Below are 20,265 nucleotides of genomic sequence, written 5' to 3' on the forward strand. Positions count from 1 at the left end.
ATATTCAATCTATTCATCCTTTCCCATCACACCACCTTTGGCACCCAAAGTGTCGTAATTGTACCTGAGGTCTCTCCAGTCAATTTTATACCTCGGATTAATTCCGTTTATATATTTTTCAATATTGGTATAACCATCGCCATTACAGTCCTTGTTGGCATCCATTGGATCATTCGGATCCAATCCCAAATCGGCGTATTTTTCTTCCCAGCAATCCGGCATACCGTCCTTATCTGAATCCTTGTAAGCATCACCCTTATACTCAGGATAACCACCAACCTGTGATATATCTGTTATGATCCCAATCTTATAACTATCAGGAGCCAGACGGCGGTGTTTAAACTGCGGTACACCTTCAAGGCTTACGTTATCTGCGTATTCTATCTTACCCGTTCTCACCACCCTTGATATCCGCTGATCCACGGGATCGCGTCTGGGAAGTGTAGCTCCTGCATTTTTCAGAACGTAATTAAATGCTTCGGAGGCCGGCATAATGGTCATATATGGCATATTCCATGGCCTGTTCCAATAGACCATATCTTTATATTTTGAGATATCATCCGACAACAACACTTCCTGGTAAGGATTATCCTTATCGGGAATATCTTCCATCTGTATACCGCCAGCCCAGTTGTCCATGGTAACCTTCTCATCCCCCTCTACGATATTACCATCCACAAATGCTTTACCATAAACACGATGGGTAAGCGTACTTCTTCCTGATTCAGGTTTTAATATCCGGTGGCCAACCGGTTTATCGACCGGAGTTGCCGGTCCGGGCTTGTAGTAATTATTGATGATGTTGAATTTCGCGGTATAATCTCCGCCATCTACAGACCGGTGGACCCAGTTAAAAAGCACGTTATTTACAAAATTGAAAGTTCCGTTCCAGCCAATGGATGGGTTTCTTCCGGTATTGTTAGCCCACAGGTTCCGCATAAAGGAACAATTCTCTCCTCCCAAAGTACTTCCAAACGCATGATTCCAGGTATCCAGTCCTTCAGAAAAGATGGAATTCTGGATGGTAATATTCACCGTTGGCAGTTTTTCAGCTTTTCTACCTGTTTTGTCATCATACATATGACGGTAGATGGACATATTTTCATCCAGTCCCCAGCTTGCTGATACGTGATCAATCATAATATTTCCAACAGGATTACCCCCAATGGCATCATCACGTCTACCAACCCAGGTTTCACCTCTTCTGAACCGCATATGACGAATGATCACATCATGTGTATCAATCCAGAAACTTTCACCTGCAAGGCAAACTCCATCTCCGGGTGCAGTCTGACCGGCAATGGTAACATAGGGTGCACGAACAATGATAGGACGCTCAAGATGAATGATTCCTGCAACATTGAAAACGATAATTCTAGCACCACCGGTCTCACAGGCCTCTCGCAAGGTTCCGGGACCATGATCTTTCAGGCTTGTAACCGTAATCACCTTACCGCCCCGTCCACCATATGTGTACATTCCTCCTCCTTCAGCTCCCGGAAATGCCGGTATTTTTGCCTGAGGCAGATCACTCGGTCTACCTGCCCATGGAATATAAGGTCTGCCTTCGGCTGCTTCCTTTTCTACGATCGGTAAAGCTTTTTCCCATGCTTTATCTGATAATTCGTATGTCTTTTGAATTAATTCAACTGATTTCTTTTTTACATCATCCGGGATATCCGGGTATTGTGCTTTTACACCTGCCAAGCCAATTAATAACATGGCAAGTATTAAACTGCGTTTTTTCATGTTGTATATTTTTATCAATTTTATTTCTGCAAATAGCCTTTTAATACTTTTCCGACCGGGACTTATTTACTTCAAATCTACTCCGCCTTTTTCAGCCAACGTATCGTAATTATTCTTCAAATCTGTCCAGTCTGTTTTTGTGTTTGGATCAATACCATTGATATAGCCCTCAATATTGGAATAGCCATCGCCATTCATGTCCCCGTTAGCATCAGATGCATCTTTGGGATTCAAACCATATTTTTTTTCATAACTATCAGGCATACCATCCATATCTGTATCTTTCCGTGGTTTACCTTTATATTCAGGATAGCCTCCAACCTGTCTTATATCCGTAATGATACCATGTTTGTAAGAATCAGGTCCAAGGCGTCTGTGTTTAAACTGATAGAGGGAATCAATAACCGTGTAATTTTCCAGATCAACTTTGTTTTCCTGCACCTGTTTTACAATACGCAGATCCACAGGATCTCTTCTGGGAAGCGTAGCTCCTGCATTACTTAATACCACATCGTAGGCTTCCTTTGCTGATAAAAGACTTATGTGCGGCATATCAAAGCGTTTCTTCCACCTGATCTGCGGTAAAAATTCTCCTGCATCGTCCATCCCTTCAATCTGAATACCCTTCCAGTTGTCGTTGGTAATATCAGGATAACCTTCCATGATGTTACCTTCCACCCACACTTTTCCATATATTTTTGTTCCTTCCACCACATATCGGGATTCCGGTTTGATTAACCTGTGCCCTACCGGCGAATTTTCAGGCGTTGCCGGTCCGGGTTTGTAATAGTTATTGATAATATTGTATCTCGAACTGTAATCGCCGCCATCAACTGTTCGATGATCCCAGTTATAAATCACATTATTCACAAGATTAAACGTCCCGTTCATACCAACTGAAGGATTTCTGGCGGTATTATTTGCCCAGAGATTCCTGGAGAACATACAGTTCTGTCCTCCCAGAGTACTCCCAAACGCATGCCCATATGTATCAAGCGCTTCAGAAAAAATGCTGTTCTGTATGGTAATATTAATGGTTGAATACTTATGTCTTGTTGCTTTGGGGTTATTGGGTGCATCAGTAAACATATGTCGATACAGGGTCATATTTTCATCCAGCCCCCAGGATGCTGACACATGATCAATCATAATGTTTCCAACGGGATTTCCACCAATAGCGTCATCTCTCCTTCCAACCCACGTATCTCCTCTCCTGAATCGCATATGCCTAATCACCACATCATGTGTATTGACCAGGAAAGATTCTCCGGCAATACAGATTCCGTCTCCCGGTGCAGTCTGACCGGCTATTGTGATATAGGGTGCATTAACATTTATTGGCCGCTCGAGTTTTATAATTCCTGCAACATTGAAAACAACAATCCGTGCTCCACCCTGATCACAGGCCTCCCGTAGTGTTCCCGGACCACTGTCTTCGAGACTGGTAACCACATAAACCTTACCACCACGACCACCGAAGCTGTACATACCGCCACCCTCAGCTCCCGGGAAAGCCGGAATGTCTGCCTGAGGCAAATCATCTGAACGACGTGCCCACTGGTTGTAAACTTTATAATGTTGCATATCGTTATATATCACTGGCCAGGCTTTCTCCCAGGCTTTCTGATCCAGTTTGTCCCATACCTGATTTAAGGAATCCACTGTTGACTGTACTTTACTCATATCAGGATACTGAGCAAGCAGATTAACAGATAAATTCAGCATGAAAATAGCTGCAATGCCGGTTTGAACCTTTTTAATACTCATTGTTGTTGTTTTATATTTCGGATATAGATTCTGAAATCACGCTGGTTTTAAACAACCCGCGAATTTAATTATTCAGAATTTTCACATTGTTGATTCTTCCTGATGCTTCCTCAACCCTAATCATATAAATACCGGATGGGAATCCGGAAAAATCGCAACTTTTTTTGTGTTTCACGGAAGTCCATTTTCTTCCATTCATATCAAATACATCAATATCTACAGGATATGGCAGTTCAAACTTTTTATTGATAAAACTGTAATCCGGTTTATTTTTTATAACATGATGCAGTGCCGTATTTACAGACACAGAACCATCACTTAAGGCACCATAATCATCTACTGAAACAACCTTAAAATCTTCCGGAATACTTATACCTTCAGTGACAGAAAACGTGTTTTCTTCAGCAAAACCAATTACGTTTCCCTGGAAATATATGACGTAACCAACAGCCTCAGGCACCAGATCCCATGTTAGCTGATTTCCCGAAAGCTGAACATTCTGTGGATCATACAGTGGTGTAACTGCAGGTACCGGATCCCAGTATTCCTGTATATTATCGCTGTTGTGCAGAAAGAATTTAAGTGCATACCGGTTTAATTGCGTTTCGCTTAACTGATAGCTCCATGATACCCTTTGAGACACATCAACAAGATTCCCTTCTGTAGTTACATTCTGGTATTCAGCAAAATAACTGGAAAGGTGATTATCGTCAGACCAGGTACTCCATCCTTCTGGTTTTATATGACTCCCCAAAGTACATTCTATGTAAACCGACGAAGCATTGGGTTGCCATGGTCGTCCCAGATAAACTGAATGATCTGCTACTCCGGAAGCGGCAGTAACATCGCAATACCGAAAAAGCAAGCCATGGTAAAAATTTCCGGATGCAAAATGGGTAATCAACTTGGCATCTGCCGGAGCCGTAATATAACTCCCTCCCGGAATACTTCTGATGGTACAACTGTCGAAAACCGTGGTTGCATCGCCATAAATATAATCGGTATTTCCTTGCACGGTACATTTATAATTGTACTGTCGGCGTTTATGTGCATAATAGGTATCCTGATTCCCTAAAAAACGGCAGTTTTTAAATGCGGTTCTGTCACCAATTGTACGGATGGCGACAGCCTGTCCCACAGGACCTGCTGAGTTTTGAATGGTGATATTTTCCATGTACAAGTCGGTTCCTTCAGCCAGAAATGTATAACTATCTGCACCTGAAATAGAAGCACCGTTTACTACCCTTCCCTGGTAATCATCCCAATCCAGTATGACGGATTCCACGTTTTCTCCAATTAAACTCACATTTATTTTTGCAGATGTTAACCAGATTTTCTCATGATAAACACCGCTTTTTACAAATATGAATGTGCGTTGTGAAGCATTATCAGGAACAGCATTGAGCGCATCAGTAATACTGGTAAAATCACCGGCTCCCTCCGGATCTACAACAATGTCAAATACCTGGGCCACAGATGCAGCAAGACCAATCTGAAAAATTAGTATAATTAATATAGATCTGATCATTTCAATTCTTGATAAGCTTAGAGACCAAAACATCTCCTGATTGAGTTGCTGCCTTAACAATATAACATCCGCTATTTAAATGAACAGTAATTTCTGAATTCTCATTATAACCATCATTTAAACTCATTACCGCCCTGCCTGTAGCATCAAACAACCACAAATTACTGATTGACTCACTGCAACTAACCCTGAATTTATCATCCACCGGATTCGGATACACATTAAAAAGAGGCTTCGAAGTTATGTTTGTTGTCGAAGTTTTAACTTCTTCTCCGGTTAAAGAAAAGAGGTATAACTCAAGATTGGAATATCCACTTTCGGTAATATCTCTGAAATCCTCCCCGTTATCAGGGTTTAGACCATTAGCTTCTTCCCATGCATCGGGCATCCCATCTTTGTCCCTGTCAGCAGGTGCTTCATCAGATGATGTTTCCTGATACACATCCCACGCTGTTGTTCCTTCAGGAGCATCGTTGGGTACAAGGTTCTGCTGTGTGTCAATTAAACCTGAATTTACACCTTTAATTGGGGTAAGCTGATCATTCACCACATATTCATATCTTACAATCCCTATCTCACCCTTCACTTCCTTTATAACACGATCGTCAATGGGATCACGTTTAGGTAAGGTTGCCCCAACATTATCAAGTACTGATACATAGCTTTCCTCGGCAGTTTGGGTATAGTCGTTGTAATCCTCCAAAACACCATCTGACTTTACATGTTCAATGCCTGATTTGATACTATCCTTAGGTGAAAAGCTTATTCCCTGCCAGTTATTATCAGTTACCGACTGGTTACCATTCATGTAGTTTCCGTTGACATACCATTTTGCATAACCACATAATGGAACATCAGTCCGGTTGAGAGAAGGCGCTGCAATGGTTGTCCCACTGGTTGCCGGACCGGGTTTAAAATAGTTATTCACCACATTTACATGGCTGTAACCATTACAATTTTCACCTTCCCACTCGCCGCCATAAAATGCACCGGATGATCCCCAGTTGAAGTTCACATTATTCCGGTAATCCACCAATGCATACACATCATTCTTATTTGAACCATTAATACGTGGCATTCTGGAATTATGATGAGCCAGAAGATTATGATGATATGAAGCATATTCACCTCCCCATTGGGTTCCATATCCCCGAGCTCCTTTTTTATGGATAGAGTTGTAGAGTGATTCACTGATAATACACCACTGTACGGTTGTATTGTCGTTACTGGAGAAATGTGTTGTTTCTTCTATAGCCCAGCTGAACGAACAATGGTCAATTATAAAATTACCACCATTTTCAATCCTGAATGCTGAAGTTTCCTCTCCCAGTTCATCGCCGGGTCTTGACCTGATATATCGGACAATTACATTTTCAGAACCGGAAAAATTAAGTGTTGCACCTCTGAAACAGATCCCGTCCCCGGGTGCCGTTTCACCGGCAATGGTCATATAACTCCTGTCTACCCTAAGTTCTCCCTTCAGGTTAATAACACCTCCTACCCGGAACACAATATACAATGGCCTTTGAAAATCAGGAATAACGGTGCCATTAACGGTAATGTCTTCAATCCCCTGTCTAACAGCCCAACGAAAACTTCCTTCCGGAGGATTATTCATATCATCTTCAAGATTTGTTACCTGTACAACAATACCATAGCTTGTTCTTAAACCTGCAGCTCTTGCACCTTTTGCATATTTTCCATACCCTTCCGCTGAGGGAAATGCCAGAAGCTCCTGTGCTACAGATGAAACTGACAAAAGTAATATCCCTGCTCCAACCAAAACCTTTCTAAATAACCTCATTATACCTTAAATCTTTTTTAAACTAAAACGTATTTATTCTGCCAACGGATCAAATGTTCCGTTAACCCATCCCAGAGTCTGCTCGACTGCGGGGCTTTTAGACAACATTGAGGAACTTACAGCAAAAAAATCGTACAATGGAAGGTAGTTTATGGATTTAACTTCACCACCTACAATACTCTCCATTATTCGTATATCGGTTGTAAAATATGAATTATAATTACTTGGATCATTTAAATCAACATAACCTCCCATAGTTGCAGTATCTATTCTGTTCCATCCAAAATATGGTGAATTCCGATCACTTATTCTCCTATTCCATGGAGACTTAGCCCTAATATCGAATCCTAATCGTTGTGTTCCGTTTAGTTTTGGAGTAAAACTTCCTAAATCTTCTCTAAACATTAAACGACGGCGTAAATCCCAATAGCGTTTGTTTTCAAATGCAAATTCTACTTGTCTTTCTTTCATAATCAATTGTCGCAGTTCTTCTTTTGAAACGGAGTTTGGAATACCATAATCACCATCACCAGACTCAATGCCTGCTCTATTCCGAATCCTCCTGATTTCAGTAAGTGCTTCGTCTATTTTACCTATCTCATTAGCACTTTCTGCGAAATTTAATAAAACTTCAGCATATCTTAACTCATGCCAAGTTGTACTTGTTTGTCCTGTATTTTCTTCAGCAATTAATGGATCTGTTGCTTTTTTACAATAAAAACCTGTTGCAGGGCTTCTTTTATTTTCCTGCATATTTAAATAGTATGTCCATTGAATTTGATCATCCCTACCATTCATTACCCATTCGCACCCATTATATCCTATTGTCGCGTAAAACCGAGGATCACGATTCTTCCAGAAAACGGTTGAATCATAACCTGAACCAGCTTCCTCTATCCGTTTTCCATTCTCCATTGGAAATGCTTTAACAAGATTCCAGGTAGGAGCATAACTTCCATCCCCACCGCCTGATGGAGGCCGAACTTTGCCCTCCCAATCACTGGTATAATCAGTTCCTGCATTTACATCAAACCTTTTATATATGACTGCCTCAACATTTTCAAGAACATTTGTTGTGAAAACTTTGCTAAAATCAGGGTACAAGTTTCTTGGTGTGCTCATCTGCGATAAGATATTAATAGCTTCCTTATTTGCATCATATGCGCCCTGCCATCTACTTTGATCATTATTTCTATTAAACAAAGGACTTGCCCATGTTAAAAGAATGCGTCCTTTAAATGCAGCCGCTGCACCACTTGTAATTCTACCTTTGTCTTCAGTCCTTTCCCAGTCAATTGGCAACCATGAAATGGCACTATCCAGATCTGCCATAATTAAATCAATTGAAACAGATGTTTTACTTCGTGGAACATTCAAATCGTCAAAGAATGGATCCTGAGTACTTAGAACCATAGGCACACCACCATTGGCTCTTACCATTTCCCAATATCTCCAGGCTCTGAAAAAAAGAGCCTGAGCTAGAATGGGGTTCTTAACATCCTCACTTAGAGAAGAGGATTTCAGACCATCGATGCAAATATTAATACGTCTGATTAATTGATATTTATTGCGATGTATAATTTGTACTGCATTTATATCATTTATGCCTATACCTCCATAAAGGAGATCTGTATAAGAATCAGAGCTCGAAAAAGTTTCGTCACTAAGTGGACTATTTGTTCCTAGCGACATACCAGGCATATTGTCTTCATATAAATTATTAACATATAGCGTTGACTGATCAGCACTTTCCCAAATATTATCATCAATAACGTTTAAATCTCTTTTATCTAATACTTTTTCACAAGAAGCAAGTAAAACCAGTAAAAATAGAGCTATTATATTGGTTGATATTTTCATTTGATTCATTTTTATGTTTTTTAAAATCCTGTCTTGATCATTTAAAAACTAAAACTTAATCCTAGATTAAATTTCTTTAAATAAGGATATGTGTTAAATCTGGCGATAGCGTCTTCTTTATAACTAAATGTTGATACCGGAGTCCATAAATTGGTACCAACAAAAAACACCCTAAACTGAGGTATTTTGTACTTATCAGCCAATTTCTTTGGCATCTCATAAGATATATTCAATGTTTTCAGTCTTAATTGATAAACGTCTTTCATCCAGAATGTTGATACAAGGCTATTTTCTGAATCATATGCCGGATTTGGATACTCTGCACTAATATTATCCGGAGTCCAAATATCTTTCCAGAAAGATGGTGCATTCTCATAGGGTGAAGTCGGGGCTTTTCTGGCTGCCTTATCAACTACTTTATTTGTTATACCATATGCCAATCCCCAATTCATGCTCATTTTAAGTTGCCTCCATCCGGCCCCCATGGTAACAAATGTTGGAAGCAAATTTTTAAGGACAAAATGATCGTTTACACGTTCCACATAGGTTCTGTCATATGCCTCATTTATCCAACCGTCTGGTTCATATACAATCTGAGGTTCCCCTAAAGAGGGATCACCGGGGCGACCTATATCCTGAAAATAAAAGCTTCCTAAACCTGAACTCGGAGAACCAGGTGTCCCATTCATCCCATAATAATCATGTCCCCATTTTGCATTCCACTCAGCGTTTATAGCATCCATTTGCTCCTGGGTTCGAATGATTCCATTATTTAAGAAACCTTCTTCTCTTCCTGCTGCAAATGTTGCCTGACCAATTGGATACCTAAAGTCATTTGAAGCATATTGTGTAGGTCTCTCTAAAATACGGTTTGAATTAAATGAAAATATTGCGTTAATATTCCAACTAAAATCAGCTCCAACTCTCCCTCTGTAACCAATTGACATATCATAACCCCACGCTTCCAGACGGCCCAGGTTTTGGCTTGGCATATCTCCAATTCCACTTGTTTCAGGCAGGGTAGTTGTAGTCTGATCAAGAATATCATACTGATAAGTATAATAACCATCAGCAGTGATACTTAATCTATTGTTTAAAAACTTCAAATCAATGCCGACGTTCTGCATCTGGGATTTTTCCCACGAAACACCTGAACTTATAACATCTGTTTTACCTGCAACATCCATTCCGGCTATAGCAGTGCCACTACCAAATAAATAACTGCCAGATGGCCCATAGCTTAATTTATATTCATATGGACCAACCGAAGGATAACCTGTTAAACCATATGAATATCTAATTTTTAGAAAATCTACAAATCTCAATTTGGTTTTAATAAAATCTTCTTCAGAAAGTACCCAACCAACCGCAAACGCGGGAAACAGTCCGGCACGTTCACCAGGTGCAAATAATGTACTTACATCATATCTTAAGGTTGATTCAAATAAATATTTGTTTGCATAAGAATAGTTTAATCTAAAAACGGCACCAAGATCCCCACTTTCTCCCATATTACCATCACTAACAGCAGCGAGTCTGTTAAATGCTCTCTGTGTTTCAACACCATAAAACTGAAGTCCCTGTGCTACAGCACTAAATCCATATACACTGCCCTCTGTTTGCTCATAGGTGAAAAAAGATGTTATATCATGAAGCCCAAATTTCTTCTTATAGTTTAAACTAAAATTAAACTGGTAATTCTGTCCAAAACTATAGGATTCAGAAATTCTGTCATTATTTGTTATAGTTTTCTCATCCAAAACAACATCACTTAGCATATATCTTCCATCTAATACCTGAAATTCATATAAGGTATATGGAACGCTATATTGTTTTGAATAACTGTGGTTTTCTCTTCTACTATAGGTTGCTGTTGCTACAAGCCCATCAAGTTTTTTAAACTTATATTCTAACCTCAAATTAAGTGTATTTCCCTTATCTACGTCTTCCTTAAAACTTTTAGTATCAAACAAAGCATATGGATTAAAATCAAGGTTATTATTAACTGGTTTTCCATCCATATAGGGAGGCATCCAAGGTGGTGCCTGAAGGAGTTCCAAAAATAATCCCTCCATTGTATTATTACCAACTCCTGACAAATAAGGTCTTTTAAAATCTCTGTTATCAAGAGCCAATGTAACTGAGGCCGTTAAATTATCTGTAATATTAGCATCTAAACCAATACGATAAGTATACTTCCCAACACCCAGATCTGGGAAATTACCTTCAGTATATACATAGGTACCACCAGCATAATAGGTGAAAACATCGTTCCCTCCTGATATGTTAATAGTATGTCTGGATATTGATGATGGTTGCCATACGCCTCCAAGCCAATCATAATTTATAGAACTTAAAGCACTCAACTCCTCATCAGATATTGGAACCCATGATCCGGGATTTCTAACACTTTGAATAGCATCTACAGATTTGAATAAATCATATGTACTTAACATTTCTGTCAATTGAGTAGCGTCCATTATTCCCTGACTTCCTGAATAATTTACTTTCAATTTACCTTTACGTCCTCTTTTTGTTTTTACTAAAACCACACCATTCGCTCCTTTGCTACCATACACTGCTGCAGAAGCATCTTTAAGAACTGAAATACTTTGAATTTCAGATGGATCAAGCATATCAAATGCTTCCTGCGACATTTCGAATCCGTCTACAATATAAAGAGGGGATGGATCTTTTGCTCCCCCGCCGGAAGTTCCGAAAGTTGTTTCTGCTCTAATTCTGACTCTAGTTTGAGCCCCAGGATTACCTGTTGGTTGAGCGGGAGATACGAATACACCAGCCATTCTACCTTCTAATAAGTTTGTTAAACTTGTTGCAGGAATATCTTCAATTTCTGCTGTAGTCATACTAGAAACGGCTCCAACTAAGTTTGCCCTTTTAACTGTTCCATAACCAACAACAACTTCTACCTCCTGGAGATTTACGTTATCATTTTCTAAGGTGATATCAATAACTGTTCTTCCATTTACAGGCACTACCTTCTTAACATAACCAATAAATGTAACCTGCAATGTATCACTTGCATTAGCTTGAATTGAATAATGACCGTTGAAATCTGTTATCGCACCTCTTGCTTTATTCAGGATTAAAATATTTACCCCGATTAAAGGTTCTCCATCTTCATCAGTTATATCACCTGAAATACTTATCTGTCCAGTTTGCTGAGCAAATGAAGCAAATCCTACAACAAAAAGTAAGAAAAATGCGACAAACATTTTTGATAATTGATAGGGAAATAGATCAGTCCAGATATCCTTTAATTTAAAAAATGTGGAATTTTTCATTAATATTAGAATTAGATTTTAAATTATCAAATAAATTCAAATGCTTCACCTGCTATATCTAATTAAAATTGGAAGAACAGCAAAAGCTGTTCCTCCAATAAAACAATTAAGTGAATTATACTATTTATATAGTACTAACTTGGATGTTTTGGTGTAGCTTCCGGATTGAACCCTAACCAAATATATGCCCGAAGGGGCATCATCCAAAGTAACCAGATTGGTTTGCTTTTCTGACTTAACCAGCTGACCGTTCAGTTTGAATACTTCAATATCAGCCACCTTATTCAGTTTTACCGTGTTTTTATAGCTAAATACTTTGATCAGATCATTCTGAATATCCTGGTTTGCTGATGGCAAATCACCATAGACTTTAAAGTCATGAATACGAACAGCCTGCTGAACCGGATCCGCAGGACGGATTTGTAACATCACATTTTCAGCATAAATTGCATCCTCCCACAACATCCCTTTGGCTGATGGGGTACAGTTAAAAGTACTTTCCGTTTTTTCCAGTGTAAACGGATCTTTTGTAAAACTTGAAGCCCAGGCAGCATCACCGGGTTGATACCGCAACGTATCCCAGTTTGCACCATCATCCAGGCTAAAAAGAACCATAAATCCTCTTCTTTGACCACCACAGCTTGAATGCGAATATTGTATGGCTTCTACAAACTCCATTGCCCTGAGGTCAATATAGAACTCACCCCTTTTATTGCCATAGCCCAGACGCGCTATCTCAACAAATCCATTTGACACTCCCGGCGTAGTTGGATCTGGTTCAATAGGTGTGCCATCTGCCTCCATAGAAGCTGCAACACCCCACTCCGGAGCAAAGGCACAGGAATCCCAGGTATAAATCACTTCGAGATCTGAGTTCAGATATTTAACTGTTTTGCTTCCCCCTATATTTGCGGGTATTGTTTCCAGTGTTTCGTCATCTGTCACTGGTTTACTATCTGTTCCTCTGTTACCCATCAAATCCCAGTTACCATAAAAGTCAAACCCTGAAAAATCTTCATCTAAAACCTTTGGAGATCCGGGATTCAACGTTTCCCATCCGGTACCTGTACCGGTATCCTGGGCGTATAAACCTAACCCACAACCCAATGCGGCTAAAGCAATAAGTGTAAAAATTCTTTTTCTCATAATCTTCTACTTTTTAGTTAATATGAAATGTTATATCTCTCTTATAAGTATTGGTCTTTTCTTTCAATTTACAGGATTTTATTTTTTACTCCAAACTAAAAATATCTCCCTGGTTTCTGTTATGCATGTTTGAAAAGTATAATATGACTGTATATCTTACTGAATTAAAATTCCTTATGCGTCATTATTTTATTTTTTAAACCTGCAATGAACCAAAACATCCTTTTGCAGAGGTAAAATTCAATTAAAGAGTAAAGAAATAAAACTTTTAAAGAAAATGTTTAAAAATGGGGAACGCAGAGCGTCCCCCATTTAGTTAAAATTTATTTAGTAATACTTAAGATTCCGGTTGCGGATTCTTCACCAATATTCAGTTTATAGATATATAAACCGGCTTTCATTTCAGATGTATTAACTGTGAGTTTGTGTTCTCCACTTTCGTAGAGTTTATCATCTCTCAATTCTACCAACTGTCCTGAAACGGAGTATACAGATAAGCTAACTGCTGCTTTCCGGTCAAGACCGAAGCTGATGTTTACAACATCGCGTGCAGGGTTAGGATAAACTGACACAGATACAGCATCATTTCTAACTTTTGAAACAGATGTATATGCTTCTTCAGGTACCGGTAATCCGGCAAGCATATATACTGCATTTCTCCAGATCGTTAAACCTGCAGCTGTAATGTTTTTACCACTGTTACCACAAATTGCACCATAATTCATTGCCATGGTAATCATCGGTGCCTGCATCTCTTCAGAACCAATAGAATCGCCTGTTGCCAGGTAGTTGATTCCGACTGTTGCATTAGCCGGTGCTTTTGTTGACATAGCCAGTGCTGAATTGGCCGGGTTAAACATGACATCTGTTGCATACTGTAAGCCTTTGAAATGTTCGCCATCGGCACTACCATCATCTGCAAATCCTTCAAGGAAGATGCGGATAGAATCACCAACAAATGTAAGACCTTTGAACAGATCATTAGCCTGATTTGCCGGGTCAACATGCAGATAGAAATCGCTGGCCTGCTCACCACCACTGCCAGATGCACCGGTTGCAAATCCTCTGCCTGCTTTCATAGCATAAACCTTATTGATGATATGAGGTACAGTAAGGCTTCCCATTCCTAATGATCCATCACGTTTCCAGATGGCTGATGAAGAACCAAATGGTTCCTGACCAATTACCACATCGTATCCTGACAGGTCAAATACAGAATCGTTGGCAACAAGCCATGTATCAACCACGAAGTTATCATCTTTCATTAACATGGTAACAATTGGATCATTATCTGGCTGAGTTGCTGTTTCTGCCATAGTTTTCGATTCAGTAACATAAGCTACCTTCTTCGGACCTGGCAATAATTCAGCGGCTCTTTCTGCTACCTTAGCTGCATCCATTTCACCCTGATAGATGTTTACAATATCAACTGAACCCTGCCACAGTGGATCTCCGGAATAAACCGACTTACCAATGTAGGCTGTATCAGAACTGATATTCGCGAGTGAGTTATTGCCTGTTAATGCATCAGTACCAACCAATACACCATCAAGATAATATTTAATCGCTGAATGCGTCAGTATAGTTACAACATGATGTGTTTCTGCATCCTTGATCTCATTACCCATAACACCATTCTCTGTGAGCCATGGATCTGTTGTATTCAGACAGGAAACAGATGCCCTGCTCTGATCACCATCATTTCTTGTTGGCTGACAGATGAAATAGTTAGCACCAATTGTACCACTTGTTTCACCGAAGTTGTAAAGAACTGTAAAGCCATCAAGTCCGGCTGCCTGTGTGAAGACTGCTTCAACAGAAAGTTGTCCGTATTCCGGTACATTGATTTCTTTACCCGGTAATGAAACAAAACCTGTTCCTGAAAGTGTTACCACACCGTCAGCAACTGTAGCATCACCCTGTAAAACACCATCAGCTCCGGCAATTACATCAACTGCGGTACCATCATCAAATGGATATGAATGTTTCAGTGTAAGAGGGATAGAGTTAATTGCCCAATCCAGGGAATTCAGCAACAATGGCTTGAATTCATCCGTCATATACAATAATCCATCGTTGAATGCATACAGCAAGACTACATTACTTGCAGTTGTTACATGTTCATATGTGTCATAGTCACCATTCATTGAACGAACCTCTGATCCCTTAGGAACAGCCCACATTGTAGGATAAAGTGATTCTTCATTAAATGTTGCCAGAGGTATTGCATCCGGAACGCTGTCCATCAGATTATATGACTTAACCTCTTTTGGCCAGTCTGCTGAATCAGGTGTACCATCAGACCAGGTTATCAGCTGATCCATATCATAACCTGCAGTAATAGGATGCGTGTTATTAAGGATCTTCATTTGAGCTGTTTCAACAGTGAAATCACTGAACTTGGCAAACTCTTCAGCTTTCTTATCATTTACCCAGCCCCACTTGTTATTCTTAGGTCCGTCGTTCTGCATGCTTACACAAGGAATCGGATAATTACGCTTAGCATAATCGTTCACATTAGATGAACTTTCGCCACCGCCGATAACCATTCCTGCGTAAGGTGTATAATCGAATGCGTTGATACCATCCGGTGTCCATTCGAATATAGAACCTTTTTTAGCAAATGTCACAGAATAACCGCCTTCAACCAATGCATCATATACATTAGTATCGTAGGCTTTTGCTGTTGCATATACTCCGTTTGATGCTGAACAATACAGTATTTCACCTTCGGACTGAACATGAACATAAACTTTGTAAACCATAGAATCTGTTCCAACCGGTGCAAATACTTTCAATTCGTATTCTGCATCCTGTCCGTCGCTTAATCCACTAATTGTTGGGATAACAGCATCCTTACCATTAACAACGTTCACGTCTAAGTCAATAGCAGTAGTTCCTGAAGGTACAGTAAACTGATATGCATTACCATCTGAGCCCTTCATTACAGCCGCTGCAACATCAACTTCAACTTCAATGCTCTTGCTTACAGCTTCAGCAGGAACTTCAAGACCTGCTAACATATATATTGCATTTCTCCACAAAGTGAGACCTGCTTCAGTTATGTTATCACCACCGGCAGCACTTATTGCACCAAAGTTCATACCCATTGTAATCATCGGTGCCTGCATTGTTTCTGAACCAATTACATCACCAACGCCAAGGTAATTGATACCTACAGTAGCATTGGCGGGAGCCATTGTTGAAAGAGCCATTAATGTAGTATCAGGACTCAGTACAACATCCACAGCGTATTGTAGACCTTTATGATAAGCATCATCAGCTCCACCATCATCTTTGTATCCATTCAGGAAAATCTGAACAGAATCACCTTCGAAGGTCAAACCGTTAAACAATGGACTGGACTGTTTTGCAGGATCAACATGCAGGTAATAATCACCAGCCTGTTCACCACCACTACCGGCAGCTCCATCCTGGAATCCTCGGCCATCCTTCATTGTGTAGACTTTATTTATGATATGAGGCACAGTAAGACTACCCATACCTAAAGTACCACCTCTTTTCCAGATTGCTGATGATGAACCAAATGGTTCCTGACCAACAACCACATCATATCTTGACAGGTCAAGAACTGCATCATTAGCAACTGTCATCACATCAACCCATACATTCGGATCATTTTTCAACATCTGAATAATAGGATCGTTGTCCGGTTGCGTTGCTGTTGCATCCATAACCTTATCCTCGGTTACATATGCTACAGTTGTATTCAGTGCAAACTTAGCCTGCTCAGCTACCATAGCATCATCCATCATTCCGGAATAGATATTGAATTCATCGATGGTTCCCATCCATGTAGGATCATTCCAGTAAGCTCTACCAAGCATCGCATTTTCAGTACCAATTACAAGGTTACCAACACCTTCTTTTGTACCGATTAATGCACCGTCAACATATAGTTTGACGATATTATTGCTTACCACTGTTACCACATGGTGAGGTTTACCATCATCCAGTTGATTTGTTACAACGCCTCTGGCACTGCTGTTATCTTTCCAGAATCTGATTTGACCCCAGGTATTAAATGCAGTCATCGTACAATTAGAGCCACCATTACCACCGAAATAAGCAGACCAGTTCCAGTGGTCATCATTGGCACCAACAGCAGAAGTGTACACGTATTCCATGGTAATAGCCGGATAGCTGTTAAGATCCAGGGCAGCACCATCGAATGATACCCAGTCACCAGCTTCATCTAATACCAGCTGTCCGTTTTCAATAGTTGCATTTCCTTCTCTTGTTCCACCTAAAGTACCTACAACATCCATTACTGAATCAGGATTCTCAAAGTTGTATGCATGCATCAGTTCCAGCTGTCCGTAAACAATACTGTATACAGTTGTATCATTTTCATCTTCGGAAACCACCTGAATCTCAATTACACCACTTCCTGAGGATACATCGGCCGAACCGGTACCTGTAACGGTTGAACCGGAAGCTTTAGCAACTGCATCAACATTAAGTGTAGTTGTACCGTCAGGTAAGGCAAGATAATATGAATGAACCATCGGATTAAATGACGGAGCAATAGCACCAGCATCTACAGTTAATCCAGACAATTGTGAATTGGAAGCAGCAATATACTCAAGAGCTCTGCTTGATATTAAAGCATCGTCCATTACACCATCATAAATATTAAATTCATCCAGAGATACATTATAGTTTGGATCACCCCAACCATTAGGACCTTTGAAAATATTAGCGATTACGGTATCCAGTGTCGATACATAATCCGCATCTAAGGCTGCCGAGGCAACTAAATCCCCATCAATATAGTATTTTAAAGCTGTAGCTGACAAAGATGCAACAACATGATGCATTTTCCCATCATCAAGTTCATAACCACTCAATGCAGCCGTTGCTGTGGTACTACCATTATTTGTTTCAATACGGGTTTCATTTCCGTTTCTTGTAGGCTGAATCCAGAAACATTTGTTACCTCCTGTATTATTACCGAAGTAAGCCAACATAGAATAAGAACCGTTCAATGCTTCTCCTGTTTCCAGGTAAGCTTCAAGTGTTACCGCACTGTAGGATTTTAAATCGAGTGCATCAGCATCCAGTGAGATATAACCATCTGTACTTGCTGTTGCTCCTGAAACAGTAGCTTTACCATCGGCGACAGTAATTTTGCTGCCATGTAAAGTTCCATTCAGATCACCAACAACGTCGATTACGGTGTCTGCATCTTCAAAAGTATAAGAATGCATTAACGCAAAGGTTTTCTCAATAACACTGACATCGTAGAAAATACGTGTTCCGTTATCCAGCTCAAATCTGGATATCAGCTCTTCTCCTGCAACAGGTGTTGCCTTGAAGAATAACATCATATCATCGTTTACCACGCCTGAGGGAGGTGCCGCAACTGTAATTTTTGCATCACTCCATTTTCCTGATCCAGCATCAAAAGTTGAAGGTTCAAGCGTATAATCTACATCTACTGTGTAGTTACCACTGCCATCATTGGCCTTCAATGCGCCCGGATCTACCAGCGTATATGGACGCTCAAGACCATCTCCGTTAAGATAAAGATCGTTCACAATGGTTAAAGCAGCCATTCTGTTTTTTGTCTGAATCGGAACAGCAAACGTAGTTTCTACGCCGGCTTCACCCCTTAAAAGAGAATTCTGGAATGAATTTACCTCAATTCCGGCAGCTGGCTGAATCCATGCAGGAGAATTATATACAATTTTCAAATTATCAAATACAATTACAGGATCAAAAGAATCATCTGCAACAGGTGTTCCAGTACCAGTTGTTTCCAGATACCAGAATACATTTTGTCCTGTAAAATCACCAGGGCCAAAACCAGCATCAGCTGCGAGCGATACATTTTTCACTCCTGTGCCTGTAACATAATAATCGTCAATTGTAACAGTGTCCACTCCGGCAATTAGCACGGTAAGTGAATAGGACGCTGTTGAACCGGTATTTCCTTCATCATAGGTATCGATGCTAAATGTAATATCAGTATCAAGTGACTGACCACTGAATTTTACATTGAATCCATACTTTACCTTTTTGTACTTGCCGGGCCAGGCGCCAAAGGCCTGATTATCATCCGCCAGATCAAATAAGCAATGTGCCGGCTTTTGTCTAGAAGTTGATGTAGCAGCATCATTTACAGCATAGGCATCCAATATAGATACCAGAGAATCAATGCTGGCAACACGAACCGGATTTTCGTTTGACGTTGACATGCGTCCCAGACGACAACGAAAATCATCATTTACAATAGCCTGATCACTTTCATCATAAACATCAACCCCAAAGCCTTTATTATTCTGGCATTTTGAAATGCTAATGTTGTAATAGTCTTTACCAACAGCAGCGCTGTCTGCATTTAAAACTATTGAACTCAGGGATTTGTCAGTATTAAAAGTTAAATCAAGTGTAGCAACACCTAACGCATTATCCAGCGTAAGGGTTTGTCCAACTGTTGATTTATCTCCAAATTTTAACTGACCAAAACCCAGGCTTGATACCAGAAGCATACAAGCCATAACATACAATTTGATGTCGATTTTCTTCATATGCACTAAATTTTAGTTAGAAATTGGATTAATCAATAATATATTAGCAATTATTATTCGGGATTTTAATCTTCTTGTTTACCACATCAATTGAACAACCTGCTAAAATGCAGCCTGTTTCACATTTATCTTTTCCTTTAATCTCCTCTTTATTAATTTTTTAGAATATTTCAGCAAGCTCAATACCTTCACAAAAAACCTGATGTCATCAATTGGATTTACACGTTTTACCAAAGGAAAAACTTTTCAAATGTAAACGTTTCCATAAAAAAAAACAAATTTATACCCTGCTATTCAGCACCTGCAATATTTACTTTACATTACCATTATATTATGATGCTCAGCAATTTAATATATTCAACACCACACAATAAGCCTATAATTCTGATTTATTGACTATTATAATGTTAAGAAACTTTAAATTCGGATAAAAAACGGAAACTTAAAATATAAATTATTCGACAATAATATATTACAAAACATATTTTTAATACGGCAGGAATTTTCTGAAAACACAGTTTATACGGCCTCTTTAAAAAATAAGTTTTACTG

General features: G+C 39.6%; 8 protein-coding genes. All 8 read right to left on the reverse strand.

What is annotated here, in order from left to right:
- Positions 1-9 precede the first annotated feature (9 nt).
- The 8 genes from ACE1EF_RS15995 to ACE1EF_RS16030 all read right to left on the reverse strand — a co-directional run bounded on the left by ACE1EF_RS15995 (position 10) and on the right by ACE1EF_RS16030 (position 19,713).
- Positions 10-1,749 (reverse strand): pectate lyase family protein, encoded by a 1,740-nt coding sequence (locus ACE1EF_RS15995; RefSeq protein WP_375721695.1) that lies wholly within the window; start codon positions 1,747-1,749, stop codon positions 10-12.
- Between the two features lie 66 nt (positions 1,750-1,815).
- Positions 1,816-3,516 (reverse strand): pectate lyase family protein, encoded by a 1,701-nt coding sequence (locus ACE1EF_RS16000; RefSeq protein WP_375721696.1) that lies wholly within the window; start codon positions 3,514-3,516, stop codon positions 1,816-1,818.
- Positions 3,517-3,580: 64 nt separating this feature from the next.
- Complete coding sequence (locus ACE1EF_RS16005) at positions 3,581-5,044, reverse strand: pectinesterase family protein (RefSeq protein WP_375721697.1); 1,464 nt, start codon at positions 5,042-5,044, stop codon at positions 3,581-3,583.
- A gap of 1 nt (position 5,045) precedes the next feature.
- A complete protein-coding gene (locus ACE1EF_RS16010; protein ID WP_375721698.1) occupies positions 5,046-6,848 on the reverse strand; it encodes a T9SS type A sorting domain-containing protein in 1,803 nt (600 codons plus the stop codon).
- 33 nt (positions 6,849-6,881) lie between these two features.
- Positions 6,882-8,708: a RagB/SusD family nutrient uptake outer membrane protein gene (locus ACE1EF_RS16015; RefSeq protein WP_375721699.1), complete on the reverse strand. Its 1,827-nt coding sequence runs from the start codon at positions 8,706-8,708 to the stop codon at positions 6,882-6,884.
- 41 nt (positions 8,709-8,749) lie between these two features.
- Positions 8,750-12,013: a SusC/RagA family TonB-linked outer membrane protein gene (locus ACE1EF_RS16020; RefSeq protein ID WP_375721700.1), complete on the reverse strand. Its 3,264-nt coding sequence runs from the start codon at positions 12,011-12,013 to the stop codon at positions 8,750-8,752.
- 120 nt (positions 12,014-12,133) lie between these two features.
- Complete coding sequence (locus ACE1EF_RS16025; protein WP_375721701.1) at positions 12,134-13,159, reverse strand: T9SS type A sorting domain-containing protein; 1,026 nt, start codon at positions 13,157-13,159, stop codon at positions 12,134-12,136.
- A 323-nt stretch (positions 13,160-13,482) separates the two neighbouring features.
- A complete protein-coding gene (locus ACE1EF_RS16030) occupies positions 13,483-19,713 on the reverse strand; it encodes a LamG-like jellyroll fold domain-containing protein (protein WP_375721702.1) in 6,231 nt (2,076 codons plus the stop codon).
- Positions 19,714-20,265 lie beyond the last annotated feature (552 nt).

Origin of the sequence: Quyinboa sediminis (assembly GCF_042219855.1) — a bacterium.
Classification (GTDB): Bacteria; Bacteroidota; Bacteroidia; order Bacteroidales; family UBA5342; genus JBHJHP01.

What these genes read in the sequence shown, in the direction of transcription:
- ACE1EF_RS15995 (WP_375721695.1), bottom strand. Translation starts at nt 1,749, where the DNA reads ATGAAAAAACGCAGTTTAATACTTGCCATGTTATTAATTGGCTTGGCA.
- ACE1EF_RS16000 (WP_375721696.1), bottom strand. Translation starts at nt 3,516, where the DNA reads ATGAGTATTAAAAAGGTTCAAACCGGCATTGCAGCTATTTTCATGCTG.
- ACE1EF_RS16005 (WP_375721697.1), bottom strand. Translation starts at nt 5,044, where the DNA reads ATGATCAGATCTATATTAATTATACTAATTTTTCAGATTGGTCTTGCT.
- ACE1EF_RS16010 (WP_375721698.1), bottom strand. Translation starts at nt 6,848, where the DNA reads ATGAGGTTATTTAGAAAGGTTTTGGTTGGAGCAGGGATATTACTTTTG.
- ACE1EF_RS16015 (WP_375721699.1), bottom strand. Translation starts at nt 8,708, where the DNA reads ATGAAAATATCAACCAATATAATAGCTCTATTTTTACTGGTTTTACTT.
- ACE1EF_RS16020 (WP_375721700.1), bottom strand. Translation starts at nt 12,013, where the DNA reads ATGAAAAATTCCACATTTTTTAAATTAAAGGATATCTGGACTGATCTA.
- ACE1EF_RS16025 (WP_375721701.1), bottom strand. Translation starts at nt 13,159, where the DNA reads ATGAGAAAAAGAATTTTTACACTTATTGCTTTAGCCGCATTGGGTTGT.
- ACE1EF_RS16030 (WP_375721702.1), bottom strand. Translation starts at nt 19,713, where the DNA reads ATGAAGAAAATCGACATCAAATTGTATGTTATGGCTTGTATGCTTCTG.